This is a genomic window from Pedobacter sp. B4419, assembly GCF_059693725.1.
This window is the reverse complement of sequence record NZ_JCASSL010000001.1, coordinates 1680996-1705011: the sequence shown is the minus strand read 5'-3', so window position 1 is coordinate 1705011 and position 24016 is coordinate 1680996. Positions and strand designations below refer to the sequence as shown.

The window sequence follows — 24016 nt, the reverse complement described above, 5'->3', positions numbered from 1 at the left end:
CGTTTTAGACGGGGCTTTTTGGTTATTTTTGGAGTGTTTCGAATAAGGCTTTGTAAAAAGGCCCTTCCTGCTCAAACATGGCAAAGTGGCCGGCCCTCGCTATCCAATGTAACTTGGCAGTGGGTTTGAGCAATTGATATTCATAGGCCATAAAAGCCAAAGGATCTTGTTTGCCACAAATAATGGTAATTGGCTTTTTAAACTTTTTTATAGCGTCGGTCAAATCTAGTTTGCTAAAGGAAGTGCTCATCAGAACCATGGTTTTGGTATTGATTTTCCCTGTAGCCACTCGGGCAAAAACGGGGTCGAATTTCATTTTATCGTACAAAATGGTGCTGTTGTTCAGCTTCCTAAAAAGAACTGAATCTTCTTTGGTCAGAATGCCTTTTCCGGCTTTTTCATCAAGTTCATTCAAGGCTTTCATGTCCATCAGGCCAAACCTGGCTTCTTTATTGTCGCCATAGGTTGCCATTTGATCGCTAAGGTAATTAAAAGGAGCAGGGCCGGTTAAAATCAACTGGCTAACGCGATGGGGATATTTAGTGCCATAATACATGGCCAAGAAACTGCCGTAACTATGTCCGTAAATGGCAGCTTCTTTCAGGTGAAGATGGTCTAGGATGAGATTAAGGTCATTGGCAGCCTGTTCCATGTTGATGCTTTCCTTATCCAGCGTTTTGGGCATCGATCGGCCGGTACCGCGTTGCTCTACCAAAATGGCCTGGTATGATTGTCCAACATGTACAGCCACTTCTTCCTGTTGCTGATAGGAGATGCCAGGTCCGCCAGTTAAAATGATCACCGGTTTTCCTTTTCCATAAAGATGATAAAATAAATAGCCACCATTAAAAGCAACAGAGTCCAATTGTTGCGCTTGACTGGCCAGCATAAAAAATAAACTGCAAATGATTAGAAAATAACGTTTCATGAGGAAGGTTTGGTTTTAATTCTGAACAAAGTACTGGCTTATTAAAACTCCAAGCAATAGGCTATCGATGTAATCATGGCTGTTTTCGACGTAATTTAAGCATAGTAAATTTCGTCGATCAAAAAGCGAATTCGTCGATGAGTCTAACAGAAACTAGTATTTATTTAGATAAACTTGTAACATGAAAAATCGCTTTGCCCTTGTTTACGAGCTACTCCTTTGGTTGTTGTACGTTTGCCTCTATAAGTACAGCTATTTTCTTGACCAAACTGTTGTGAGCCATCATTCGGCCAATCCTTTTCCGCACCTGCAACTAATGTTTTTTGCCTTGCTGATGACTGTTTACATTGTGCCGTTTTACCGGTGGATAGCTCCAGCCTTATTAAAGAAGAAGAGATATGCCTGGTTTTTGTTGGCTTTGATTGCCTATTTTGCCCTAGTAGGCAAGTTCAGCAATTTCGTGGTTACGTTTATTAGCTATCAGCTTAATCTGGATGCTGCTTTAAATCCATTTTATCAAAAAATGTACGAAATTGCTTCGGCGCGCATGCATAGCATAGGTGGCTGGGATCCAAACACCTTATTTACCGATATTTTGGCTTGTCTTTCTTTGTTTTTTACACGTTTTGCCTTTGATAGCATCGCCAACCAATACCAAATAGAAAATCATAACCTTAAATTGCAAATGGAAGCACTTAAGGTACAGTTGCAACCACATTTCTTGTTCAATACCCTCAATAGCATTTATGGCATGAGCATGATGAAAAGAAAGGAAGCGCCAGATATGATTTTGCGTTTGTCTGATATGATGCGTTATGTACTTTACGATTGCAAACACGATAAGGTAGAGTTGCAAAAGGATGTAGAATTCCTTCAAAACTATTTGGAAATGGAGAAAATGAGGTACCCGAATGCGAGTATCGATTTTGAATTTAGGGATTTGGATAGCAACCTTAAAATTGCCCCCATGCTTTTTATCCAGTTTTTAGAAAATAGCTTTAAACATGGCGCTGCCAGGGTACAGGATAAGGGGTTTATCAAAGGCTATCTTCGTGCCAATGGCAACGAACTTGTGTTTAACCTTAGCAACGATGTAATGAAACAGTTTACTAGCGAAGACAAATATGGTGGTGTAGGCTTGTCTAATGCCAAACAGCGATTAGAACTCTATTATCCGAATAAGCACCTGCTTGAAATTGCCCACAACAGTAATATATTTACGGTAAATCTTACCCTAAAAACCAATTGAAATGATCCGATGCCTTATTGTTGACGATGAACTGATTGCCCAACAGATTTTAGAAGAATACATCACCTCAACGCCTGGGCTGATGCTGGTAGCCACTTGTCGCAACGCATTAGAGGCTTTTGCCAAGCTGGAACAACAGGCAATCGATCTTATCTTCTTAGACATAGAAATGCCGTTGGTTAATGGGCTTACTTTTTTAAAAACCTTGTCGAAGCCACCAAAGGTGATTTTTACCACGGCTTATAGCGAACATGCCTTAGAAGGGTTTGAATTGGGAGTGATGGATTATCTGTTAAAGCCATTCTCGTTGGCTAGGTTCAGGCAGGCTATTCAAAAAGTACAGGAAGTGCTCAATCCTGCTCGTCCAGAATCTAATCATGCAATAAATCAACAGCTCATAATTAGGGAAAAGAACAAGGGTAATTGCAAAATAGAGCTTTCTGCCATTATTTACATCAAAGCCAGTAAGGATTATATGAAAATAGTGACCAAAGACGAACAATTTACCGCATTGATCACCTTGGCTAAATTAGAGGCGCTTTTGCCAGAGGGACAATTTGTGCGAACCCATAAATCGTATATCGTAGCGGTATCGCAGATTAAGTTTTTAAGAAACGATAACCTTTTGCTGCCCGATCAGTCTTACATCCCCATCAGTTCGAGCTATAAGGAAAGGGTAGACGCCATATTTCATAAGAACATTTTATAGCTAGCTCTATTTTTTGAATTCGGTTTGATTGTGTAAATTTGATTTTTACAAAAAGCAAAATGGATTCGCTAGCAGATTTTTATCAACAGATAGGCCGTGGAAGCAATAAAGACCTGATGGCCCTATTGCCGGAAGGGATCAATAAGGAAATTGGCCATTTCAATGTGTTTAACACCAACGAACTCTTTAAAAAGCGACAGGAAAAAGCATTTATGCCTTATAACAGGCGGGCATATTATAAAATCAGCTTAATTAACGGACGCAACAGGGCTGAGTACGCCGATAAGGTGATTGATGTGGAACAGAATGCTTTGTTGTTTGCTACGCCTAAAATTCCTTACCATTGGTTGCCACAGGATGATAACCAAGCGGGCCATTTCTGCATTTTTACTTCCGAATTTTTGGCGCCTAGTAAAAGTGGTGTTCAATTGGATGAACTTCCTATTTTTAAAGTGGGCGGTTATCCGGTATTTGAAGTGAGTGATGAAAGTGCGCTGGAGATCAAAGCTATATTTGAAAAGATGCATAAGGAGTTGTCGTCAGATTATGCCTTTAAATACGACCTGTTGCGCAACTACGTCATCGAATTGATCCACTACGGACAAAAATTGCAACCTGCTACCGCACTTTATCCGGCACACAGCGCTTCGGCAAGGGTTTCGTCGTTGTTTGTTGAATTGTTGGAGCGTCAATTTCCCATCGAATCTCCCCAGCAAATGCTCAAGTTGCGTACACCAAAAGATTATGCCGATCGCCTGGCTATCCATGTAAACCACCTCAATAAAGTACTCAAAGAGCATACAGGTCAAACCACTTCCGAACTGATCGGCAGGCGCTTGGTGCAGGAAGCCAAAATACTGCTCAAACAAACAGAATGGAACGTTTCTGAGATTTCCTATAGCTTGGGATTTGAAGAAGTAGCCCATTTTTCCAACTTCTTTAAAAAACAAACAGACATGTCTCCGTTAAAGTTCAGGTCTTAAGTAGATTTGATTTTTGCAAACAATGGATTGATGTTCGCAAACAAGGGCAGCTAATTTGGTCCTAATTTTGGATCATTAAATAATTAAAAAGAAATGGAACAAAACAAAATTGCACTAGTAACTGGCGGTAGCCGCGGACTAGGAAAAAATATGGTGCTTAACCTAGCCAAAAAAGGAATAAATGTAATTCTTACCTACAATAGCAAGCAAGAAGAAGCACAAGAAGTAGTAAAAGAAATTGAAGGATTAGGCCAAAAGGCAGTAGCGCTAAAGCTGAACGTAGGAGATTCGAAGAGCTTTAACGAATTTTATGCACAGGTTAAAGTGGCACTGAAAGAAAAATTCAACACTGACAAATTTGATTTTTTAGTAAACAATGCCGGTATCGGCGCAGACCAGTCTTTCGAAACTACTACAGAAGAAGTTTTTGATGAATTGATGAACATTCACTTTAAAGGCGTTTTCTTTTTGAGCCAAAAAGCCCTGCCTTTGTTAAACGACGGTGGGCGGATCATTAATATTTCTAGCGGATTGGCTCGTTTCAGCTTCCCTGGCAAAGCCGCCTATGGTTCAATGAAAGGCGCTATCGAAACTTTGAGCAGGTATATGGCGAAAGAATTGGGTAGTCGTGGTATTGCTGTAAACGTAGTGGCTCCGGGTGCCATCGCAACTGATTTTGGTGGCGGTGCAGTGAGAGATAACGCAGTGGTAAATAAAGGCGTGGCCAGTGTAACTGCATTGGGCAGGGTAGGCCAACCTGAGGATATCGGTGGCGTGGTTGCTTTCCTTTGTACTGAAGAAGGCAGGTGGATCAATGGACAGCGTATTGAAGTATCTGGAGGAATGATGCTCTAGGGGGGAGTTGTCAATTACTAGTTATCAGTTGTTAGTTGCTAGTTGTCAGTTAATAATGGTAATCCCGCCGGCTAGGAGGCGAACAAAGGATGGATTGCAAATCAAAAGCTACTAAGATCAGGATAGCATATAAGCCTTCAATTAATTTTGAAGGCTTTTTTTATTCGTTATACGGCCTCCAAAGCTTTGAAGGCAAAGGCAAACCAAAGCGTAGCACCTCCTTACATTTGCTAAAACCAAGCAAGGGCGCAGAAGTGCTGTAGCATCACTAAATAAGCATTACCGATCACACGGCTTGGCCTTGCGCTGTAAATGCGGAGGTTTAGGATTTGCGACAAAGCTTTGAAGCCTTGATTCTTTGGTCACTTTCTCATCAAGGAGAAAGGACTAGCCCCGCCGGCTAGGAGGCGAACAAAGAATGGATTGCAAATCAAAAACTACTAAGATCAGATAACACATAAGCCTTCAATTAATTTTGAAGGCTTTTCTTTTTTAGGTAAATTGATTGCTTTAACAAGCACTTATGAAAGTAATGCATCTCCTTTTTCTCCTGGCACTGGGCTTAACCTCTTGCAAGCAAAAAAGCCAGTCTCAAACCTCGTCGGCCAAGCCTGCAGCAGAAAGTGCTTGCATCAACAAAGTCACCGCCGAAAAAATAATAGGGCAAAGTGCTAAGCTTACGCAAACCAGTGCCGAGAAAAAGCCAGCGCTGATGAGTTACAAATGTACTTATACAGCCTTGCAGCCTGATGCAAAAACCAACAGGCAAATCGGTCTCTACTATCAATTTGATGCTTATGATAACGAAGCCGATGCCACCAAAATCTATCGGGGCATATTGGAAAGCAACCGACAAATGGCCGGATTAAAAATACTGGATGATTTTGGCGATGAAGCCTACTTTCACAGCGATAATGAAAACTTCTGTATGGTGATTGCCAGAAAAGGCAACAAACTATTACGGATCAAACTGAACAAACTCACCGAAAAATCATCGGTAGCCGAACTAGAGCGGACGGCTAAGCTCATTATTAACAATTCTTAAACCAGCGCTGTAACAGATTCGAGGTATGTGTACCCAATAATTATAAAATGATGAATAGCATGCGTAGAAATTATATTTTTTTGTTTCTTTGCTATCCAGATAAATCAAATTTTAACCTTAAAATGCGCTAAGCGCTCCTATGGATTTTTTACACACCATCTTAGGCGACGATATTCAAGCCGGCCTCCTTATCATCCTCAACCTTATTGTAATCGAAAGTTTGTTGTCTGTTGACAATGCCGCCGTATTGGCCACCATGGTAATGGACCTTCCGAAGAACCAAAGAGAAAAAGCCTTAAAATATGGTATCATAGGCGCTTATGTGTTTAGGGGCATCTGTTTGTTTCTGGCCGCTTGGCTGGTTACCATCTGGTGGTTAAAACCTTTGGGCGGACTTTACCTTTTGTGGTTGGCTATTGATTATTTCAGAAAGAAAAGTGCCAAGAACAAAGAAGACGAAGAAGAGCAAGTAGACAAAAACAAAAGCTGGATTTACCGATCTACAGTAGGTTTAATGGGTAATTTCTGGGCTACCGTGGCTTTGGTAGAAGTAATGGATTTGGCCTTTTCTATCGATAATGTATTCGCTGCTGTAGCTTTTACAGACCATATTTGGCTCATTTATATTGGTGTATTTATCGGCATATTGGCCATGCGCTTTGTAGCGCAGGCTTTTGTAAAGCTGATGGAGAAGTTTACCTTTTTAGAGTCGATCGCCTTTATTGTTATCGCTGTATTAGGCATTAAACTTACTTCGTCTATTTTTACGCATTTCGTGCCCGATTCGCCGATCTCCCATATAATAGAAGGAGAAAAGACCGATCTTTTTGTGTCGATCTTTACTGTAGCCATATTTATATTGCCCGTACTTTCTTCGCTCTTGTTCAACTACCCGAAAAAGAGAAAAGCCGATATCCAGGTAGCTGATAAGGCAGAAGACGTGCTCGACAAATCCTAAGGACAGGCGCTTATTGTAAATTATCCCTTGCACTATTGCAATTTTTACGGCTAAAATTGTAATATTAGGGGATCGTTTGCATCAAATACTGGAAAAACATATCTACGATGGCTTTTTACAAACATTATTCGTTCGACTTGTGGTTAACGTTGATTAAATCCAATCCAATGTTTAAGCAAGAAAGGACCCGGTATTTTTATGAGAAATACAATCCTTTGAACAAGAGCATCGAAGAAGTGGGCATTGTTTTTAGGCAGGTTGATCTAATGGTCAACGCCATTAACGAGAAGGCCGGCAAAAATGTAGATGCCGATGAGATGTACCTCATGGCCATCAGCATGCTCAACAACTATAGCTTTAATTTCAATGAAATAGACCTCGAACAGCTTTACACAGAGATGGAAGAACTGGTGTTTACGCATATGCCCATCATCTATTGCGAAGACTGTTTGGACGTATTATCCACATTGAAAAATAAACAGCAAAGTTCTGCAAACATCCTGAGCAATACGGGGTTTATTAAAGGAAAAACATTAAGAAAAGTATTGAACCAATTGGGCATAGACGAGTTTATGGATTTTCAGTTGTATTCAGACGAAGTACGGATGTCTAAACCAAACAGCGGTTTTTTTGAACTTATGCTCAATCAAATAGATCGAAACAAACATCCAGAATTTGCATTGGCCGATGTGATCCATGTTGGCGATAATCCATTGGCAGATGCACATGGTGCCCAAAAAGTAGGTATCCATAGCCTGATCATCAATTCAAATCACCTATCTATTTCACATTTACTTTCATGATCCCTTACAATTTTTCGCTACATCAAATAGACAATGCCAAGCATTTTGGCTTTGACCCGGATGATTACAGCCGCTTTAAGTTTGGCGATGACCTGGTGGCACAGGCTTTTGGCCGGGATTTGGCCCATGGCTTTATCAAGTATTACCTAACGGATAACCTGATCGCCGATCAGATTGTGGTGATATCGAGCCCTTATAGCTTTATCCCTACGGCAACCTATGCCATGAAAAACCATTTTGTAAGCCACCTTAACCGTTGGCTGGTTGATAATGGTGGCATGCCTGTACAAGAGACAAAGGTGCACAGGACCATTACCTATAAGGAAGATTATGGCGAACTGAGTGCCGAAGAACGGCTCAACTTGATCGGCAATGATTCCTTTCATATCGATAAGGCATTTTTGGCTGGCAAAACCTTGTTGTTTTTGGACGACATCAGGATTACGGGCAGCCACGAAAGAATGATTTTAAAAATGGCGAAGGAATATGGTTTGGATAACGAAATCCACATGTTGTATTTTGCCGAGCTCATCAACAAGAATATTCACCCCAGTATCGAAAATTTCTTAAACTATCACAAGGTAAAATCTATCTTTGATTTGGGCGAAATTATAGAGAATGGCAACTTTTGCTTCAATACCAGGATTGTAAAGTATATCCTTAATGCCGATCACGACAGCTTTTCTATCTTTTTAGAGCAGCGATCGCATGATTTTATCCATAAACTTTACGATCTTTCGCTCGGCAACGGCTACCATACCATCGAAGCCTATGCCCAAAACTTGGATTTGATAAAGAATTACATTAAAAACAACAATTATAAATTGATTTAACATATGGCTATTAATTTGCAAAAAGGGCAAAGAGAAAATATCGACGCCCCTAAATTTACCGTAGGCTTAGGCTGGGATACCAACAACTCATCTACTGGTTCTGCTTTTGACTTGGATGCTTCTATATTTATAATGAACGATCAGAAAAAGCTGATCTCAGACGAAAACTTCGTTTTTTACAACAACCTGGTTTCTCCAGATGGGGCAGTAGAACATACCGGCGATAACCTGACTGGCGATGGTGCCGGCGACGATGAGCAGGTTAAGGTTGATTTAACAAAAATCGATTCCAAAGTGAACGAAATCTGTATCGTAGTAACCATTCATGATGCCGAAAACAGAAGACAGAACTTTGGTCAGGTGAGAAATTCTTTTGTGCGTATTTTTGATACGGTAACCAACGAAGTATTGCTAAAATATGAATTGGAAGAAGATTTTTCAATCGAAACTGCAGTAGAGTTTGGCCGCATCTACAAACGCGAAGGCAAATGGAAATTTGAAGCCGTTGGCGTAGGTATGAAAGGTGGCTTACAAGATTATTTAAACAAATATCAATAAGCCAGAGGTAGGCGAAAGCACGAATTCAATTTAAAAACAAAAAAACGAGTAATTATGGCAATAAATCTTCAAAAAGGCCAACGTATCAGTCTTGAAAAAAGCAACGGAAGCAAACTACAGAATATTTGTGTAGGCATTAACTGGGGCGCAATTGAGAAAAAAGGCATGTTTGGCTTTGGCAAAACCAAAGAAGCAGTAGATTTGGATGGCAGCTGTGCCCTTTACAATGAAGGCAAACAATTAACCGAAGTGGTTTATTTTGGAAACCTCAGGTCTAAAGATGGTTCTATCAAACACAGCGGCGATGATTTAACTGGAGATATGGGTGGCGATGACGGCTTGGATAATGAGGTAATCACTTTGGATTTCTCGCAGCTTGATCCAAAAGTTGATTATGTAGCTTTTGTATTGAACAGTTTTAGGGGCCACGATTTTGGTACCATTCCTTTTGCTTCTATCCGCATTTACGAAGGAACCCCAAAAAGAGTAAACGAGGTGTTTGCAAAATACGATATTGCCAATGATGCCAGCTTTGCAGGCCATGTTTCTATGGTGATGGGCGTTTTCTACAAAAAGAACGGCGAATGGAAATTTAATGCCATCGGCGAGCCTACAAAAGACAGGAAACTGGAAGATACCGTTAAAACCGTTACCCAAAATTATTTATAGACCTTTGTCTTAATCAACCCAACCATGGAAACCAACCCAAGCGTTACCGTTACCGAAACCCTTCCCGCAGTTAAGCTGGATAAAGAGGGCAATGTTAACCTAGAAAATATCTCGACCGAAGACGCCGCCAAGTACAAGGAGATAGGCAAGGCTATTGAGCCTTCTGATGTCAACTCCATCCTGAACTATGGCAGCGAGGCTCAAAACTCGATGGAGAAATACAGTAATGAATTTCTAACCTCGGTAAGAACCTATAACAGTGGCGAAGTTGGCGGCTTGATCAACGAGCTGTTAACCGAATTGAACTACATCGATGTTTCTGAATTGGAACAAGGCGGTTTCAAAAGCTTCTTGTCTAAAATACCTTTCCTGAAAAAACTGGTAGTTGATGTGAAGAAGATGTTCCAGAAATACGATGTAGTGGTGAACAATATCGATAAAATCACCAATAAGATCAAAGCGGGAAGATTGAACTCCATTAAGGACAATACGGCGCTACAAACCATGTTCGACAGCAATGTGGGTTACATCCACCAAATGGAAGAGCTCATTATTTCAGGGCAACTGAAATACAACGAACTGAGCGTGAAACTGGCCGAAATGGAAGGTCGTCCGGCAGATTACCAAGATTATGAGATTGCCGATTTACGCGATTTCATCAGCAGATTGGATAAACGCTTGGCCGATATGAAAATCGTGCGTTTCATTATGCTACAGTCTCTGGCACAAATCCGCGTAGTGCAAAACAACAATACTTCTATTGCCGAAAAAGCACAGTCGATCATTTCTACGACCATTCCGGTTTGGAAAAACCAGCTGACCATTGCCGTTGCCCTACAAAGGCAGAAAGCAAACGTAGAAATGCAGAAAAAGATTTCTGATACCACCAATACCATTTTGCAGAAAAACGCAGAAATGCTAAAACAGAACAGTATCGATGTGGCCAAAGAAAACGAAAAAACCGTTGTTTCTTTGGAAACGCTAAAGGCAACTACCTCATCATTGATTGATACCTTAAACGAAGTAAAACAGATCCACGAAGCTGGTGCAGCCAGCAGAAGGGTATTGGATACTGAATTGAAAACCTTGGAAGAAGAGCTGAAAAAGAACGTGACGAGGGTGAGTTAATTGAACCATGGATGAATACCGCTTAAATATTTTAAAGCAATCAAATGCAGAGATCAGCCGTTTACAGTTGCTCTCTGCATTTTTTGATGAAGAAATTATCTATAAAATATATTTAAGGACCCAGGTTATCCATCAGTTGTTTGCTGGAAACGAAGACCTGGAGCTAGAAAAACTCGATCTTTTCCATTTACAGTTTACGGCGAGCGTGATCGAACTGCTCAAAAAAATCAAAAAGAGCAACGAAAAAAACGTTTCGCTTATTTATGATGAGATCCACCTCAACGAAGAACTCATCAGCCGGATGGCCAATGCTGCGATCAACAAAGCCAATTTTAATATTGATAAGCAAAGACAGGCTCTGAAGGTAAACAATGCTTTAAGGAAGCTTTACGAGGTGCTTTCGGGTTTAACAAGCGATTTCCCCTTTCCTAAAAACATCAATGCCTTTAGCTCAAAATATGCCAACGATTTCTATTTCGATCTGAGCACCGAACAATTGGCCAAACTGATCGATTACCAGAACAAGCAAGTATATACCAATATGAGCGCAACCATTGAGAAAAAACTCATGGGCAGCTTGTGCAAATATGAATTTAGGAGCGAGTTCTTTATGGGGCTAAAATCTGGCGAAATGGTAATCGAGATCTATAAAATATCAGCCATTGACAAACATTTTATCTTTTTCCCAAGCAGGAACCTCTTCCTTTTCTGCGATTTGAGCATTTTAGATGGCCTAGATCAATCTAATAACCTTTCTGAGAAGGAACGTATTGTGCAAGAACTGGAATATAGGAACGATAAGCTAGCCAGCAACGCGGCCATTCTCAAACAAGCCATTCCGGCCGAAGTGATTCACTTGCTGGAAGACAGCTATCTTAAAATATCCGACATCAATTTTCTCAACCACCTCAATAATTTTGATGTGCAATCGAATATTTTAAAAACGATGCTTAAAACCGATCTTTTTTAATCGCAAATCAACTTCGTTTTTCTATTTTTGATTCATTACAGCTTAATCAAAAATATATGTCGTATTGTACTGCCATCGAAACCATGGTTGCCGATAGAAAGGCGCTCCACAAGAATTACCACGATAACCATTATGGCTTTCCCATACATGACGACAATGAATTGTTTGCCCGTTTGGTACTCGAAATCAATCAGGCAGGCTTAAGTTGGGAAACCATTCTCAAAAAAGAAGCAAGCTTTAAAAAAGCCTACAGCAATTTCGATATCAAAAAAGTGGCAGCCTATACCGAAGCCGATAGGGAAAGGCTGTTGGCCGATCCTGGCATTATCCGTAACCGCTTAAAGGTAAATGCCGCGATAGAGAATGCCAAAACTATCCTGTCTTTACAAAAAGAGTATGGTTCATTTGAAAAATGGCTCGAACACCATCATCCCAAAACCAAGGAAGAATGGGTAAAGCTCTTTAAAAAGACCTTCAAATTTACCGGTGGCGAAATTGTAAACGAATTTTTGATGAGTATTGGCTACCTGGCTGGCGCCCACGATCAAAACTGCAAAATACAACAGGAAATATTGAAGAGCAAGCCCAAATGGCTGCAGGGAAGCTAAATTGATCAATGGCATTACATATCAAAACCAAAAGCCCGATGGAGAATTGGCACATTGGGTGGAAAGTTTTTGGCTGTTGTGCAATGATACCAACGAAGAACAGACAATCACCATTGTGCCCGATGGCAGGGTTGATCTTTTCTTTTCCAAATCTGAACCAGAACCCTTTCATGTGGTGTTGTTGGGCTTAGAAACCGAACCTTCAAATACCACCATTCTGCCACGGACAAAGCTATTTTCGGTAAGTTTTAAATTGCTTGCCGTCGAATACTTGTTGCAATATTCGGTAGCACCCTTTTTGAATAGCGGCAGCTTGTTGCCTAATGATTTCTTGGGTATAATTCCCGACGAGATCAGGGATTTTGACGATTTTTGCCATCGGGTTTCAGTAAGGCTTAAAGAGTTGGTTCCGAAAGAACTCGATCAGCGGAAACTACAATTGTTCGATTTGATTTATAGCCACAACGGAGCGCTGAGCGTGAATGAAATGGCCGATAGGGTACATTGGACCAGCAGGCAGATTAACCGCTATTTTAACCAATGGTTTGGAATTTCCTTAAAAAGTTATTGCAATATTTTGAGGTTTCGTGCCTCGTTTCCACAGATTAAGGAGGGAAAGTTTTTCCCGGAGCAGAATTTTTCCGATCAGGCGCATTTCATTAGAGAGGTGAAAAAATATGCCGGTGTAGCACCCAAAGCACTCAACAAAAACAAAAACGACCGATTTATTCAATTTTCGACCTTGCCAAAGAAATAATTTTGTCTAACAAATTTCAAAAGCAATGTTAGATACTCAAAAAAATATAGCCATTGTTGGGGGCGGTCCGGCAGGACTAACCTTAGCTAGGCTGCTGCAACTACAGGGCGCAAATGTAAAAGTGTATGAAAGAGACATCAATAAAGATGTCCGCGTACAAGGCGCTACGCTCGACCTGCACGAAGATTCGGGCTTAAAGGCACTGGAAAAGGCAGGGCTGATGGAGGCCTTTAAAGCCAACTACAGACCTGGCGCAGGTAAAATGCGTATTGTAGACCATACTGCAAAAATTCTGCACGACGAAGGTGATGATGATAGCGAAGAAACCAGACCTGAGATTGATCGTGGACCTCTAAGAAAAATCCTATTGGAATCCTTAAAACCTGATACCGTGGTATGGGATAGCCAATTTAAAGCTTTAACCCCTCATGGCAATTCATGGATCATCGAATTTGCGAACGGTACTTCGGCAACTGCAGCTATCGTGGTTGCGGCAGATGGTGCCAATTCTAAAATCAGGCCGTTCATTACACCAATCAAGGCTTTTTATTCTGGCATTACCATGCTGGAAGGAGTGGTGTACAATTCGGTGGTAAATGCACCCAATATGCATCAATTGCTTAATGGGGGAAAGATTTTTGCGCTTGAAGGCGGCAAAACGTTAATCGTAAGCTCAAAAGGCGATGGCAGCTTGGTTTTTTATACCGGGAGCAAAACTGATGAAAGTTGGTCTGCCGGCGGAATTGATTTTTCAGACAAGGCACAACTAATCCAATGGTTTAAAAGTACTTTTTCTGGCTGGGACGAAGCATGGCTGGAGCTTTTCGAAAATGCGAGCCTGCCTTTTATGGCCCGACCACAGTACTGTATGCCTTTAGATCAAACTTGGGAAGCCTTGCCTAATTTGACCATGATGGGTGATGCGGCACATGTGATGCCTCCCTTTGCTGGTGAAGGCGTAAATATGGCCATGCTCGATGCACTCGAGCTCAGCGAATGCTTTGCCAAATACGCCACAATTGAAGAGGCAATCGCCAATTACGAAAAAGAAATGCGCCAAAGAGCAAGCATTACCGCTAAAGATACTTTAGAGCAAACCGAATCAATGCACTCTGTTGATGGACTAAAAAATATGATGGAAATGTTTGCAGGGCATTAACGATGATGCAATTCGTCATCCTAGATTTGATCCGTGATGACGAATTTTATTTATGAATAAATTTTTTCCCCTTTTGAAGGGGGCAGGGGGAGGAAACGAGGAACAACTGCTTATACTGCTATGTTAATTTGCACCGCCTCAACTTAAATAGCCCGGATTGAAGCGACATCTTTTTTTGCTTCTGCCTGCAAAAAAGATATGGCGGAAAGCCGGACAGTCTTTAATTGCAGCACCAGCACTACGCTTCATAACAAGCTAACGTGTTTTAAGTATCTAAGTTTAAATTAAGACCGTGATGACGAATTTTTTTTATGAATAAATTTGTCCCCCTTTGGAGGGGGCAGGGGGAGGAAATTTTAAGGCTTGGTGCTTCCCATATTTTTACTTCGTGTTACTTTTCCATTGGGACCAAACCATTGCCAGATGCCGCAAGCAATGGGGCTGGCCTCATAATACGATTTGTAATAGCCAATGCTTTGTATTTTTCCATTTGGATAATAGCTCACGTGCTTGGCTAGCGTAAAAGTGCCATGGCAGCCTTTTGGCTCAGTTTGTTGGTGCTGGTAACTGATGGTTTTTGTGATTTGCCCAGTTTGGACGTACAAAGTATCAATGCCTACAGCTATGCCACAGCCATTAAAATTTCCAAAATGCTCTACAGCTTTGATCTTTTTGTGCTGTTCGAAAAAAGAAACTACACGCGTAACTTCCTGATGCTTGGATACAATACTTTTTAAGCTCCCATTTTTGAAATAAAGGCTATCGCTTTGCGCACTGGCAAATAAGGTATACAGGCAAAACACAAAAAGCAGGCTCGTCTTTAGGCTCATCTTATTTCTCATTTGGTACATAAAACCTGCCGATAGCTATAATTTCCTTTTGGGCGTTGAGCTTCAACTCAAAATAAACAGCGTCCTTGTTTTTAATACTGTTGTAAAATAATTCTTTAGGCTCCTTTTTAGGCTGATCTAAGGCAATATTGCTATTGTAAACCGCTTTTTTACTTAGTTTGTAAGGTCGGGTAGCTTTAGAAATACAGTCGAGCTTTGTGCTTTCGTCTTCGTTTTTACCTTCAGTATCGCTCACAGACATGATGGCAAAAGAAGCACATTGCACCAGCACTACCGTATCAGTTGCACTTGCCTTAATAGCGCTTATTTTGCCAATAAAGCTGTCTTGATCATAAGATTGCTCTTCAAAGCAATTGCAGTCGCTCTGTTTATGATCTTCTTTATTACGTTGCTTTTGCCATTGGGCTAGCGGTATCAGGCCTAATAAAGGATCATCAACCTGAATGTTGCAGTCTTTTTTATTGACGCGAAAGGTGAAGTAATTCTCGAACCTTATCTCTGAAGAATAGCCTACATGTATTTCATAATAGGAAAGGCCTGGCGTTTTGCCTTGGTCGTAATCAATAAAGCTTACACCGTGTTGGTGGCGGGTTAGCGAATCAAGGAAACGATCTTGCTTCTTCACTTCAGGCAATTCCATTAGTCGATCTAAGGCATGCTCATACTTGCTGCAATCCTCAACCTTAGCCTGTTTTGCTACAGTATCGATCTTTGAACGATCTTTCTGTGCCGATTGGCAAGCTACTAAGGTCAAGATAACAAAATAAACAAAAAAGGGTTTCTTCATTTGATGTTAAGGCCTGTCTTTTCTAAAGGCAACAATTCCGCCAATAACCAAACCGATGGCCAAAACTAGAATTGCGGTACCAATCTGGCCTATATATTCTACAATCCAAGCAATACCAATGGCTACGATATTGATTTTTCCGTTGGCATCTGGTTCAAATAATTTGCCCGAATAAATGTAATAGGCCAAAACTCCAAAAAGAGCTACCCAGATAATGCCATAAATGATGTTTAATGTTTTCTTTTCCATTGTTTGTTGAGTTTATAGTTTACTAAGATCCATGTAATCTCTATCGCTTATCTGTGCCAATGGACGTGTTGATTTGCTTTTAATGGTGCTCCAGGTAGTTTTAGGCTTATCTGCCTCTGGCTTAAACATATTGCCTCCGCTGGTATCGCTGCGCTTGCCTGTAGAGAAATTGATACTGGTATCAAACATCTCGCCGGTAGATCGGCTAAAAGTTGAATGGTCAAGGCCTATCAGTTCAAACTGGCCATTTTGATAACGGAAAGTATAATTGTGATCGTTTACTTCATAGCTGCCACAGCTGAGCCAATAATGGAAGGACAATTTTAATAAACCCTTTTCAATCAGCCGTTTTTCTGTTTCCTCCAGCGGATCGGCCAAACAGGTAGATACAGAATCTCCTTCGCTCGGCACCAGCGTTTTATTGAGCCCAGCCAGTTGGTAGCCATTTGCGTTTTTAAAAAGGACTAACAGCCAACGCGGATTGGTGTTGAGCTTTTGCGTACCAAAGCTGTCGTTTTTAATGAAATTTTTTGGGTCTGTGTTTTCGATGATGAGCGCTACATCGGTTAGGCCGTCTTTATTGAGATCGCCTTTGTCTTGCACAATTATTTTCCAGTTTTTAGGACAAAAACTGGCCACATTTAAGGCAGTTGAGGGAATGGTTTGTCCTATACAATTCAATGCAAACAAAAGCAAAACTGCCAAGAGCGTGGTTCTCATTATCCTAGTTTAATCTGGTTACAATAGGACTAACTAAAACTATTCCAAAATGTTTCGTTAAGAGAAATAATTTACTTTCTGCGAAGCGGAAATATCTTTTAAAAATTTGTCATTTATGCACATCCTAAACAAATTCAAAAGTTCACATTGTATACATGAAATATCTTGTATTCTTTTTATTACTATGCCCAGGATTTTTAAAAGCCCAAAAACCTAAAGAATTCCTCATGCAATCACTCGTTGCAAATGGCAATTGGTCGGCAATAAATACCTTCCATTACCGTGCAAATAGACATAATTACAACCCTTGGCAAAGCTATTCTTTTGACCATCCAAAAGAAGAAAAAGAAAGCATTGAATTCTATTTTGATAGGAGTAAGGGCCGTTTTCATGACCATGGCATTCGGAATTACCCTGGGGGCTATGTCTTCGATTTTATTGGAATAGGTATTGATTCCAATTATTATGAATACGATGTAAATAGGGCAAGAACAGGCAAAATACTTTTTGATTTTGGAAAGGATCAGTACCAACCAAATGAGCAGGCCTTACTTTCTTATTTTCCATATTACCTCATCAAAGAGATGCTGGAACATGAAGATAAGCTAAGAATAAAGTTTGTTAAGCAAAACGTTGTTGTTTACGCCAAGCTAAAATCCGGCTATCAAGAACTGTGGCTAAATGCAAAAACAAAGTTGCTTAGCAAGTATGTTGATGCGGAAGGAAGCAATATCAACACCTTGTATTTTGATCAATATGAAAATATGGAGGGTTGTTTTATTCCTAAAAGAGTAAAGCAGGTTTTAAGTAATGGCCAGGTTATTTCTGATGAATTAGCTGGTTTTTCGGTAAATATACTACTGGCGGACTCCATTTTTGCCTTGCCCAAAACCTACAAACCACAAGCGTTAGCCAAGAAAAAAATTGAAGTAAAAGAGATTGCAAAAGATGTGTTCTTAATCGAAAAAGTAGATGATGATAGAAACATCCTTTTCATCAACATGGAAGACTATATTGTACTTACAGAAGCGCCCGTTTCAGAAGAAATTGCCGATTCCATTTTAGCCGTGGTTCATCAAATGCTGCCAGGAAAGCCAATTAAATACCTGCATGTTTCTCATTTCCATAAAGATCATATTGCAGGGATCAAGAAAATGGTAGAAGCAGGGGCAACTATTGTCTGTACAAAACCCATGGAAAAACCCATTAATGCATTTTTAAATGGTGTTAAGGCCCAATTTCTATTTTTTAATGGACAAAAAACAATTAGTGACCAACATCATAAGATTGAGTTATTCGAAGTAAAAAACAGTCATGTAGCAGGTTTGTCTTTTTTATTCCTGCCACAGCATTCGATTATTTATGAATCGGATCTTTTGGCCATACCAGAAGATGCAACACTAACACCTGCAATACAGGTATCGCGAGAGTTTAACGATTTTCTGACTAAAAAGAAGCTAAGCTACAAAAGGATAATCGGACATCATGGTTTATCGAACATTACCAAAGATTTGTTTGATCAAATGCTGCATTAAAACCCGTTCTCGGTCAACCAGCTTTTGCATAGGTCGAACCACTTTTCTTTGCTATTAAGGTCGCTTAATCCAAAACCGTGACCACCAGATTGCAGCACGTGCATTTCGGCTTTTACTTTGGCGCTGAGCAAAGCGTTAAAGAAAGCTAAACTGTTCTTCACAGGGATCACATCATCATCAACCGCATGCACCAAAAACGTAGGGGGTGTATTTGCGGTTACAGATTGATCGGTACTGTAAAGCTTGAGCAGTTCTTGACTAGGCGTTTTGCCAATCAGGTTTTCGCGTGTCCTTGGGATGTTCGGATCAAAAATAATTACCGGATAAAGCAAAACCATAAAATCTGGACGAAGGCTGGTTTGTTCCTTGTTTTCGATCACCACTCGATCCAGCTGCGTTCCCTCGGTTGACATTAAATGGCCACCAGCCGAAAGTCCTACCAAGCCAATTTTGCTCGGATTGATGTTCCATTTCTTTGCCCGTTCCCTTAGCAATTTAACGGCAGACTGCGCATCTTGTAAAGGACCAATCGATCTGTTCACCATAATTTCATCGCTTGGCAAACGATATTTAAGAACGAAGGCCGTAATGCCAATGGCGTTAAATGCCTTAGCTACTTCTACTGCAGTTTCGGGAGCCAAAACAAAATAGCCACCACCAGGTGCAATAATTACTGCAGTTCCTGTGGCTTTTCCTTTTGGAAAATAGGCTGTTAAGGTAGGGATGCTCACCTTTCTGATCAAACCAGAGGTATCGGTTTCTTCTACATAGTTCGCAGGCGTCTTTTTCGAATTGGGTATTGCTTTTTCATAAAGCGGTATGATCTTGTCCTGCGCCATTGCACAAGTAAAAGAATAGAATAAGACACAACAGAAAATAAGCTTTTTCAAGGGCAAGGAGTTTAATGAACAAATAGAATTCGCCCAAAAGTAGCAGATGGCAAAACAATAAAATGTGCAAAAATGCCTAATTTTTCAGGTTCCTGAAGTAGAGTGGCTGGATGCCGTATCTGGTTTTAAAAGCCCTGCAAAAAGCACTGGTGTTTTCGAAACCGCAGCTCCAGGTAATTTCGTTAACGCTCAATTGGCTATGACGAAGCAGTTCTGTTGCTTTTTCGAGTTTGATTTGGATCAGGTATTGATGGGGAGTGAGCTGAAAAACAGTTTTAAACTGTCGTACTAATTGAGAAACAGACAAGCAAGAAGCCGTACTAATCGTGTTGAGATCAGGATTGTCCATATACAAAGAATGGAGCAGGTCTTTTGCTGTACACAGGCGTTTGTAAAGCTCAGCCTTTGTACTTGCTTTTACAGCATCGATTTTTTTGGATCGTCTTACTTCTGTTTGATGATTTTTGATGAGATTTAACAATATAAAAACAAGCCTTTCATCAACCATTGTGGCTTGATAGCCCGTTTGATCTAATGCTTGTATCAGGCCCGACAATTGGAGCTGTAGCTTTGGATTGATGTTATTTAAGGTCTGAAAGAATTCTAATGACTTTTCTTCAAATGGGTTATCCAATAAATTATCTTCTTTGTTCAATGCATCGTAAAAGACTGTTGCGGCAAACTCCTTTTTAAAAAAGATAGATTGGCATTTTACTTTTTCAGGATGATCGATCCTGCACGAATAGTTCTGATCGTTGTTTAAAAGCAGGAATTGACCTGGCCTAACAGCTATTTGATTACGGTTAATTCCATACCATTCTTCACCGTTGAGTACGGTTTTAAGCGAAAGGCAACCCACATGATCATCGCAGGCGCTATTGCTGCTCAAGGCATTGAAAATGATGTTGCGCTTTTTAAACTGGCTAAAATGCAGCTCTTCATCAAATCCAGGTTGACTATGATCGGGCAGGCTGGTAAAATACATGCCTGCAATTTAAGGCAAAAGCCTCATAAATTAATAAGGCTTTCAACGGTTGACCATAAATTCTAAATGAAATGCTTATGCAGCAGGTATTCTTGTTTGCCTAACGATGGCTGTTGCCCGGTCTTCAAAAACATTTTGCGCTACAGGAGAAACAATAGCTTCGAACAAGGTCATCAATTCAGGTGAGTGTCTAGCCATTTTCTTTTCTTGGGCGTTAAAATGAATGAATTTGATCCAAAGTATAGCCTTTAGCTCGGTCTCGGCTTCGTTCCACATCGTAAGTTCTACCAAGAGGATTTTATCTGTATACTGGATCAATTGAGATGCAATTACTACGGTTTCCATGGTATATGCTGGTCTGATGTAATTGATTTGGTTGGACAATACCACCCAGCTGAGCCCAGTAGTTTTTAGGTGTTCGAATACATCCAAACCATAATTTTCGGCAATTTGATCTTCACGGGCATTGATGAAGTATTCCAGGTACTTCGAATTGTTCAAGTGGTTAAAGGGATCGCAGTCTTGAAACCTCACCTTTGTTTTCGTTTTTAATAGCTTTTTCATGTTTGAAATTTGAGTACATACCGATCGGTATGTGAGGGTTAAAAAAAATTTAATTCTTTATTCTGGCGATTATTTCTGAGTCTATAAAGTCCATGGCATGTGTAATGTAAGTTTCGTCATTATGCGTAAAGGAGAGGAGCGAACTGCCTTCTATTAAGGAGAAGGTGGTTTTGGCATAGGCCAAGGCGTCAATATCCGATTTGATCTCTTGTGCTGATTGTCCGTCTGAAAAGATTTTGATCAAGCCATCCAACATTTGTTTAGACAAGGCCTGAGCCGTATTAAAAAGCAAAGGATTGATATACTTGGTATCAACGCCCACCCTTAGCATGGGGCAACCACCTATGGGTTTTACCAAACTGTAATAATTACGCTGGTAAGACGTGATTGCATAAAGCTTATTGATATTGCCCGTTGTTTTGGCAATCAGCCTAAAAAGCGGAACAATTGCTGTTTTGATATTGAGTTCAAATGCCTTTAAGGCCAGGTCCTCTTTATTTTCAAAATTACAATAAATGGCACCTTTAGTAAGTCCTGTAGCTTTGGTAATAGCCGCCAAACTGGTGCCGATGTAACCTTGCTTATTAAAAACAGGGGCAACTTTGTCCAGTATAAAATCGGCTGTATTCATCTTTAGCTATGGATTAACGAAACAAATATAACTCAAATACCAATCGGTATCTGCTCATCAGTAAAATATTTTACGTTTTCTTGAAGATTGACGTTTTAAACAAAGTGATTTGACGTTTTAAACAAAACGTGTTCCTTCATTTGCCCGCTACATTTGTCTAGATCAAAATTTAAGGAAATGAAAACAACAGATAATTACAATGGTGCTTTACAACAGCCCATCAATTCAGGTTTCAATGCCACATCTACAGTTAACGACGTGATGAAAGGAATTGACCTTAGCGGTAAAACGGCTATCGTTACCGGTGGCTATGCGGGTATCGGCCTAGCAACAGTTAAAGCTTTTGTAAGTGCAGGAGCGAAGGTGATTGTTCCCGCTCGTGATATTCAGAAAGCCTCAAACAACCTGCAAGACTTAAGCAACGTGAGCATCGAAAAAATGGATTTGATGGATACCGAATCGATCAATGCCTTTGCCGAAAAGTTTTTGGCCAATCATGACGAGCTACACTTATTGATCAACAATGCCGGCATTATGTGGGTGCCATTGCAACGCGATGCGAGAGGCTACGAATCGCAATTGGCCACCAACCATTTGGGACATTTTCAATTAACCGCAAAGCTTTGGCCTGCCTTAAAAAAAGCGAATGGTGCACGCGTGGTTAACGTATCTTCTTACGGGCATCAAATGGCGCCTTTTAACTTTGATGATCCTAATTTCATCAACCGTGAATATGAGACCTTGCAGGGATACGGCCAGTCGAAAACAGCTAATAACCTCTTTGCAGTCGAATTGGACCATCGAGCGAAAGCATTTGGCGTAAGGGCTTTTTCACTTCATCCAGGTTCTGTAAACGGGACCGATTTGGGCAGGGTAGCACCGATGGAACTATTTCAGCAAATGGGCACGCACGATGAAAACGGAAACCTGAAACCAGAAGTAGAGGCTACGCTCAAAAATGTATCACAAGGTGCCGCAACATCGGTTTGGTGTGCTACCAGTACACAGCTGAATGGGCTGGGCGGCGTGTACTGTGAAAATGCAGACATAGCTGAGTTGGACGAGGGAAATATTGACCATAACTATGGCGATCCTTCCTCTTTGAGAGGAGTGAAGCCCTATGCCGTTGACGCCACAAATGCCCAAAAACTATGGACATCGAGCGAGGAAATGACGGGAATCTCCTTTCCGGTTAACTAAACTATTCACAATTGCTCCAATAGTTACAGGCCGAAGGAAGAATTCGGCTTGTTTTATTTTTGTAGCTTTAGACATTGATCAATGGAATTCGAAACCAAATACATAACGCCCCATATCAAGCTAGCCGAATTTAATGGCAAGCTTTTTAAAACAGAGGTGATGTTTGAGCACCATATCCTGGTATGGCTGATTACAGGCGAGACGAAAATTATTCAGGCCAACACTACTGATATTTTCAGTGCCGGTACCATCTTTTTAATTCCGCGCAACCTACTGGCCACCGTAATCAATTATCCAAAAGATGGCAAGCCTCATCAATCGGTAGCCATGCACCTTACGAAAGAAAGTTTAAAGGATTTCTATGCCAAAAACAAAGCGATTAAACATTTTCAGGCTTCGCAAAAGGTGTATAGGTTTAAAAAACATCCCTTGTTGGCAAGCTGTATGGCTTCATTGATCCCGTATTTCGATTTAACGGATGGTTTACCTGCAAACATTGCAGCGATTAAAATAGAAGAAGCCATTAGCATTTTGCGTTCTATAGATAAAGATATTGATGCTTTGCTGGCCGATTTTGATGAACCAGGCAAAATTAACCTCAGTGATTTTATGGAACGGAATTACATGTTCAACCTGACGTTAGATCGCTTTGGCCAGCTCACCGGACGAAGTTTGGCTACATTTAGGAGGGATTTTCAGAAGACCTATCAAACCACGCCACAAAAATGGCTCACGGAAAAAAGACTTCAGTTGGCTCATTATCAAATTGCCGAGAAACACCGTAAACCCAATGATGTTTATTTGGAAGTAGGCTTTGAGAATTTTTCTCATTTCTCTTATGCCTTTAAAAAACAGTTTGGTTATCCGCCTACCTTTGTTAATTAGTTACTAGTTAATGGTTAATAGTCAATAGTTAATAGTCCATGGTTTATAGGCCATAGTAGGTGATTAACTGTAAACCATAAACTGTTAATTGCCCTTGAGTCTAGCTTGCTGAAAGCGTTCGATTTCGGCAGCGGTCGCAGCATAGATTTCGGCAATTTCTTGAGGATTGTCTTTAAACACCTTTGCACGTACCGGAATAGTTAATTTGTTGGCTTTTTTGATCACTTCGATGTTTTGGGCACTTTGCTTTAGGCCAAGATCAATAAAATAATACTGGGCACTGGGGCCTAGCGTAATGCTCACCGTATCATTTCGAGTTTGGCCAATATCGGGCAATACTGCTCCAATTTCGATAGTTGGGCCGTCTTTAGTTCTCTTCTCTTTCTGATCGGTTATTTTGTTTGTACAGTTAGCTAATAACATAACTAAGCCAATAGCCAACAGGCAAATGGGCATGGTTCTTTTCATAATGATTGGTTTCCTTATTCTGATGTGTTGCTTAAATAT

At 40.6% G+C, this 24016-nt stretch carries 28 protein-coding genes; 18 read left to right on the top strand and 10 right to left on the bottom strand.

From position 1 onward, the window contains the following. Positions 1–22: 22 nt before the first annotated feature. A complete protein-coding gene (locus tag AC570H_RS06975; protein WP_497353096.1) occupies positions 23–928 on the bottom strand; it encodes an alpha/beta fold hydrolase in 906 nt (301 codons plus the stop codon). Positions 929–1109: 181 nt separating this feature from the next. Here AC570H_RS06975 and AC570H_RS06970 point away from each other — a divergent pair, with 181 nt between their 5' ends. The 15 genes from AC570H_RS06970 (at position 1110) to AC570H_RS06900 (ending at position 14212) form a co-directional block, all read left to right on the top strand. Continuing rightward, positions 1110–2177, top strand: a complete 1068-nt coding sequence (locus AC570H_RS06970; protein WP_497353094.1) for a sensor histidine kinase — start codon at positions 1110–1112, stop codon at positions 2175–2177. A gap of 1 nt (position 2178) precedes the next feature. Continuing rightward, positions 2179–2886: a LytR/AlgR family response regulator transcription factor gene (locus tag AC570H_RS06965; RefSeq protein WP_497353092.1), complete on the top strand. Its 708-nt coding sequence runs from the start codon at positions 2179–2181 to the stop codon at positions 2884–2886. A 59-nt stretch (positions 2887–2945) separates the two neighbouring features. Then, entirely contained in the window at positions 2946–3869 is a 924-nt protein-coding gene (locus tag AC570H_RS06960) for a helix-turn-helix domain-containing protein (RefSeq protein WP_497353090.1), read from the top strand. Positions 3870–3962: 93 nt separating this feature from the next. Beyond that, the gene (locus AC570H_RS06955) at positions 3963–4724 is read left to right on the top strand and encodes an SDR family NAD(P)-dependent oxidoreductase (RefSeq protein ID WP_497353088.1); all 762 of its coding nucleotides are present in this window, start codon (positions 3963–3965) and stop codon (positions 4722–4724) included. A gap of 523 nt (positions 4725–5247) precedes the next feature. Beyond that, positions 5248–5769: a hypothetical protein gene (locus tag AC570H_RS06950; RefSeq protein ID WP_497353086.1), complete on the top strand. Its 522-nt coding sequence runs from the start codon at positions 5248–5250 to the stop codon at positions 5767–5769. A gap of 139 nt (positions 5770–5908) precedes the next feature. Then, entirely contained in the window at positions 5909–6727 is an 819-nt protein-coding gene (locus AC570H_RS06945; protein WP_497353084.1) for a TerC family protein, read from the top strand. Positions 6728–6834: 107 nt separating this feature from the next. Beyond that, on the top strand, positions 6835–7530 hold the full coding sequence (locus AC570H_RS06940) for an HAD family hydrolase (protein WP_497353082.1): 696 nt from the start codon (positions 6835–6837) through the stop codon (positions 7528–7530). Beyond that, entirely contained in the window at positions 7527–8363 is an 837-nt protein-coding gene (locus AC570H_RS06935; protein WP_497353080.1) for a phosphoribosyltransferase family protein, read from the top strand. The genes AC570H_RS06940 and AC570H_RS06935 overlap by 4 nt, the downstream gene beginning before the upstream one ends. Before the next feature lie 3 nt (positions 8364–8366). Beyond that, positions 8367–8921 carry a TerD family protein gene (locus AC570H_RS06930; protein WP_497353078.1) on the top strand — a complete coding sequence of 185 codons (555 nt, stop codon included), beginning with the start codon at positions 8367–8369 and terminating at the stop codon, positions 8919–8921. A gap of 54 nt (positions 8922–8975) precedes the next feature. After that, positions 8976–9590, top strand: coding sequence for a TerD family protein (locus tag AC570H_RS06925; protein WP_497353076.1), 615 nt, complete (start codon positions 8976–8978; stop codon positions 9588–9590). Positions 9591–9614: 24 nt separating this feature from the next. After that, entirely contained in the window at positions 9615–10718 is a 1104-nt protein-coding gene (locus AC570H_RS06920; RefSeq protein ID WP_497353074.1) for a toxic anion resistance protein, read from the top strand. 7 nt (positions 10719–10725) lie between these two features. Then, positions 10726–11688, top strand: a complete 963-nt coding sequence (locus AC570H_RS06915) for a hypothetical protein (RefSeq protein WP_497353072.1) — start codon at positions 10726–10728, stop codon at positions 11686–11688. Positions 11689–11744: 56 nt separating this feature from the next. Continuing rightward, positions 11745–12296 carry a DNA-3-methyladenine glycosylase I gene (locus tag AC570H_RS06910; RefSeq protein ID WP_497353071.1) on the top strand — a complete coding sequence of 184 codons (552 nt, stop codon included), beginning with the start codon at positions 11745–11747 and terminating at the stop codon, positions 12294–12296. A gap of 1 nt (position 12297) precedes the next feature. Then, the gene (locus AC570H_RS06905) at positions 12298–13053 is read left to right on the top strand and encodes a helix-turn-helix domain-containing protein (protein ID WP_497353069.1); all 756 of its coding nucleotides are present in this window, start codon (positions 12298–12300) and stop codon (positions 13051–13053) included. Positions 13054–13078: 25 nt separating this feature from the next. Next, a complete protein-coding gene (locus AC570H_RS06900) occupies positions 13079–14212 on the top strand; it encodes an FAD-dependent oxidoreductase (protein WP_497353067.1) in 1134 nt (377 codons plus the stop codon). 356 nt (positions 14213–14568) lie between these two features. Here the strand turns inward: AC570H_RS06900 and AC570H_RS06895 are convergent, their stop codons facing one another. From AC570H_RS06895 to AC570H_RS06880, 4 genes are read right to left on the bottom strand one after another with little or no spacing between them, the layout of a single operon-like run. Further along, positions 14569–15042: a toxin-antitoxin system YwqK family antitoxin gene (locus AC570H_RS06895; RefSeq protein WP_497353065.1), complete on the bottom strand. Its 474-nt coding sequence runs from the start codon at positions 15040–15042 to the stop codon at positions 14569–14571. 1 nt (position 15043) lies between these two features. After that, the gene (locus AC570H_RS06890; RefSeq protein WP_497353063.1) at positions 15044–15850 is read right to left on the bottom strand and encodes a hypothetical protein; all 807 of its coding nucleotides are present in this window, start codon (positions 15848–15850) and stop codon (positions 15044–15046) included. 6 nt (positions 15851–15856) lie between these two features. Further along, on the bottom strand, positions 15857–16099 hold the full coding sequence (locus AC570H_RS06885; RefSeq protein WP_497353061.1) for a hypothetical protein: 243 nt from the start codon (positions 16097–16099) through the stop codon (positions 15857–15859). 12 nt (positions 16100–16111) lie between these two features. Next, a complete protein-coding gene (locus AC570H_RS06880) occupies positions 16112–16819 on the bottom strand; it encodes a hypothetical protein (protein WP_497353059.1) in 708 nt (235 codons plus the stop codon). A 227-nt stretch (positions 16820–17046) separates the two neighbouring features. Here AC570H_RS06880 and AC570H_RS06875 point away from each other — a divergent pair, with 227 nt between their 5' ends. After that, a complete protein-coding gene (locus tag AC570H_RS06875; protein WP_497353057.1) occupies positions 17047–18354 on the top strand; it encodes an MBL fold metallo-hydrolase in 1308 nt (435 codons plus the stop codon). Here the strand turns inward: AC570H_RS06875 and AC570H_RS06870 are convergent. From AC570H_RS06870 to AC570H_RS06855, 4 genes are all read right to left on the bottom strand, one after another. Then, positions 18351–19244: an alpha/beta hydrolase gene (locus AC570H_RS06870; RefSeq protein WP_497353055.1), complete on the bottom strand. Its 894-nt coding sequence runs from the start codon at positions 19242–19244 to the stop codon at positions 18351–18353. The genes AC570H_RS06875 and AC570H_RS06870 overlap by 4 nt on opposite strands. 76 nt (positions 19245–19320) lie before the next feature. Then, positions 19321–20229 carry a helix-turn-helix transcriptional regulator gene (locus tag AC570H_RS06865; protein WP_497353053.1) on the bottom strand — a complete coding sequence of 303 codons (909 nt, stop codon included), beginning with the start codon at positions 20227–20229 and terminating at the stop codon, positions 19321–19323. A 75-nt stretch (positions 20230–20304) separates the two neighbouring features. Then, positions 20305–20793: an acyl-CoA thioesterase gene (locus AC570H_RS06860; protein ID WP_497353051.1), complete on the bottom strand. Its 489-nt coding sequence runs from the start codon at positions 20791–20793 to the stop codon at positions 20305–20307. A gap of 49 nt (positions 20794–20842) precedes the next feature. Then, positions 20843–21424, bottom strand: a complete 582-nt coding sequence (locus AC570H_RS06855; protein WP_497353049.1) for a TetR/AcrR family transcriptional regulator — start codon at positions 21422–21424, stop codon at positions 20843–20845. 177 nt (positions 21425–21601) lie between these two features. Here AC570H_RS06855 and AC570H_RS06850 point away from each other — a divergent pair, with 177 nt between their 5' ends. Together AC570H_RS06850 and AC570H_RS06845 are read left to right on the top strand one after the other, a co-directional pair. Next, a complete protein-coding gene (locus tag AC570H_RS06850) occupies positions 21602–22624 on the top strand; it encodes an SDR family NAD(P)-dependent oxidoreductase (RefSeq protein WP_497353047.1) in 1023 nt (340 codons plus the stop codon). Between the two features lie 81 nt (positions 22625–22705). Then, positions 22706–23509, top strand: coding sequence for a helix-turn-helix domain-containing protein (locus tag AC570H_RS06845; RefSeq protein WP_497353045.1), 804 nt, complete (start codon positions 22706–22708; stop codon positions 23507–23509). 84 nt (positions 23510–23593) lie between these two features. On the opposite strand, the gene AC570H_RS06840 is transcribed toward AC570H_RS06845, so the two are convergent. Continuing rightward, a complete protein-coding gene (locus AC570H_RS06840; protein ID WP_497353043.1) occupies positions 23594–23977 on the bottom strand; it encodes a hypothetical protein in 384 nt (127 codons plus the stop codon). Positions 23978–24016 lie beyond the last annotated feature (39 nt).

What these genes read in the sequence shown, in the direction of transcription:
- AC570H_RS06890 (WP_497353063.1), bottom strand. Translation starts at nt 15,850, where the DNA reads ATGAAGAAACCCTTTTTTGTTTATTTTGTTATCTTGACCTTAGTAGCT.
- AC570H_RS06840 (WP_497353043.1), bottom strand. Translation starts at nt 23,977, where the DNA reads ATGAAAAGAACCATGCCCATTTGCCTGTTGGCTATTGGCTTAGTTATG.
- AC570H_RS06950 (WP_497353086.1), top strand. Translation starts at nt 5,248, where the DNA reads ATGAAAGTAATGCATCTCCTTTTTCTCCTGGCACTGGGCTTAACCTCT.
- AC570H_RS06860 (WP_497353051.1), bottom strand. Translation starts at nt 20,793, where the DNA reads ATGAAAAAGCTATTAAAAACGAAAACAAAGGTGAGGTTTCAAGACTGC.
- AC570H_RS06850 (WP_497353047.1), top strand. Translation starts at nt 21,602, where the DNA reads ATGAAAACAACAGATAATTACAATGGTGCTTTACAACAGCCCATCAAT.
- AC570H_RS06945 (WP_497353084.1), top strand. Translation starts at nt 5,909, where the DNA reads ATGGATTTTTTACACACCATCTTAGGCGACGATATTCAAGCCGGCCTC.
- AC570H_RS06925 (WP_497353076.1), top strand. Translation starts at nt 8,976, where the DNA reads ATGGCAATAAATCTTCAAAAAGGCCAACGTATCAGTCTTGAAAAAAGC.
- AC570H_RS06920 (WP_497353074.1), top strand. Translation starts at nt 9,615, where the DNA reads ATGGAAACCAACCCAAGCGTTACCGTTACCGAAACCCTTCCCGCAGTT.
- AC570H_RS06940 (WP_497353082.1), top strand. Translation starts at nt 6,835, where the DNA reads ATGGCTTTTTACAAACATTATTCGTTCGACTTGTGGTTAACGTTGATT.
- AC570H_RS06930 (WP_497353078.1), top strand. Translation starts at nt 8,367, where the DNA reads ATGGCTATTAATTTGCAAAAAGGGCAAAGAGAAAATATCGACGCCCCT.
- AC570H_RS06855 (WP_497353049.1), bottom strand. Translation starts at nt 21,424, where the DNA reads ATGAATACAGCCGATTTTATACTGGACAAAGTTGCCCCTGTTTTTAAT.
- AC570H_RS06970 (WP_497353094.1), top strand. Translation starts at nt 1,110, where the DNA reads ATGAAAAATCGCTTTGCCCTTGTTTACGAGCTACTCCTTTGGTTGTTG.
- AC570H_RS06960 (WP_497353090.1), top strand. Translation starts at nt 2,946, where the DNA reads ATGGATTCGCTAGCAGATTTTTATCAACAGATAGGCCGTGGAAGCAAT.
- AC570H_RS06845 (WP_497353045.1), top strand. Translation starts at nt 22,706, where the DNA reads ATGGAATTCGAAACCAAATACATAACGCCCCATATCAAGCTAGCCGAA.
- AC570H_RS06885 (WP_497353061.1), bottom strand. Translation starts at nt 16,099, where the DNA reads ATGGAAAAGAAAACATTAAACATCATTTATGGCATTATCTGGGTAGCT.
- AC570H_RS06915 (WP_497353072.1), top strand. Translation starts at nt 10,726, where the DNA reads ATGGATGAATACCGCTTAAATATTTTAAAGCAATCAAATGCAGAGATC.
- AC570H_RS06910 (WP_497353071.1), top strand. Translation starts at nt 11,745, where the DNA reads ATGTCGTATTGTACTGCCATCGAAACCATGGTTGCCGATAGAAAGGCG.
- AC570H_RS06865 (WP_497353053.1), bottom strand. Translation starts at nt 20,229, where the DNA reads ATGTATTTTACCAGCCTGCCCGATCATAGTCAACCTGGATTTGATGAA.
- AC570H_RS06965 (WP_497353092.1), top strand. Translation starts at nt 2,179, where the DNA reads ATGATCCGATGCCTTATTGTTGACGATGAACTGATTGCCCAACAGATT.
- AC570H_RS06975 (WP_497353096.1), bottom strand. Translation starts at nt 928, where the DNA reads ATGAAACGTTATTTTCTAATCATTTGCAGTTTATTTTTTATGCTGGCC.
- AC570H_RS06935 (WP_497353080.1), top strand. Translation starts at nt 7,527, where the DNA reads ATGATCCCTTACAATTTTTCGCTACATCAAATAGACAATGCCAAGCAT.
- AC570H_RS06875 (WP_497353057.1), top strand. Translation starts at nt 17,047, where the DNA reads ATGCAATCACTCGTTGCAAATGGCAATTGGTCGGCAATAAATACCTTC.
- AC570H_RS06900 (WP_497353067.1), top strand. Translation starts at nt 13,079, where the DNA reads ATGTTAGATACTCAAAAAAATATAGCCATTGTTGGGGGCGGTCCGGCA.
- AC570H_RS06880 (WP_497353059.1), bottom strand. Translation starts at nt 16,819, where the DNA reads ATGAGAACCACGCTCTTGGCAGTTTTGCTTTTGTTTGCATTGAATTGT.
- AC570H_RS06955 (WP_497353088.1), top strand. Translation starts at nt 3,963, where the DNA reads ATGGAACAAAACAAAATTGCACTAGTAACTGGCGGTAGCCGCGGACTA.
- AC570H_RS06895 (WP_497353065.1), bottom strand. Translation starts at nt 15,042, where the DNA reads ATGAGCCTAAAGACGAGCCTGCTTTTTGTGTTTTGCCTGTATACCTTA.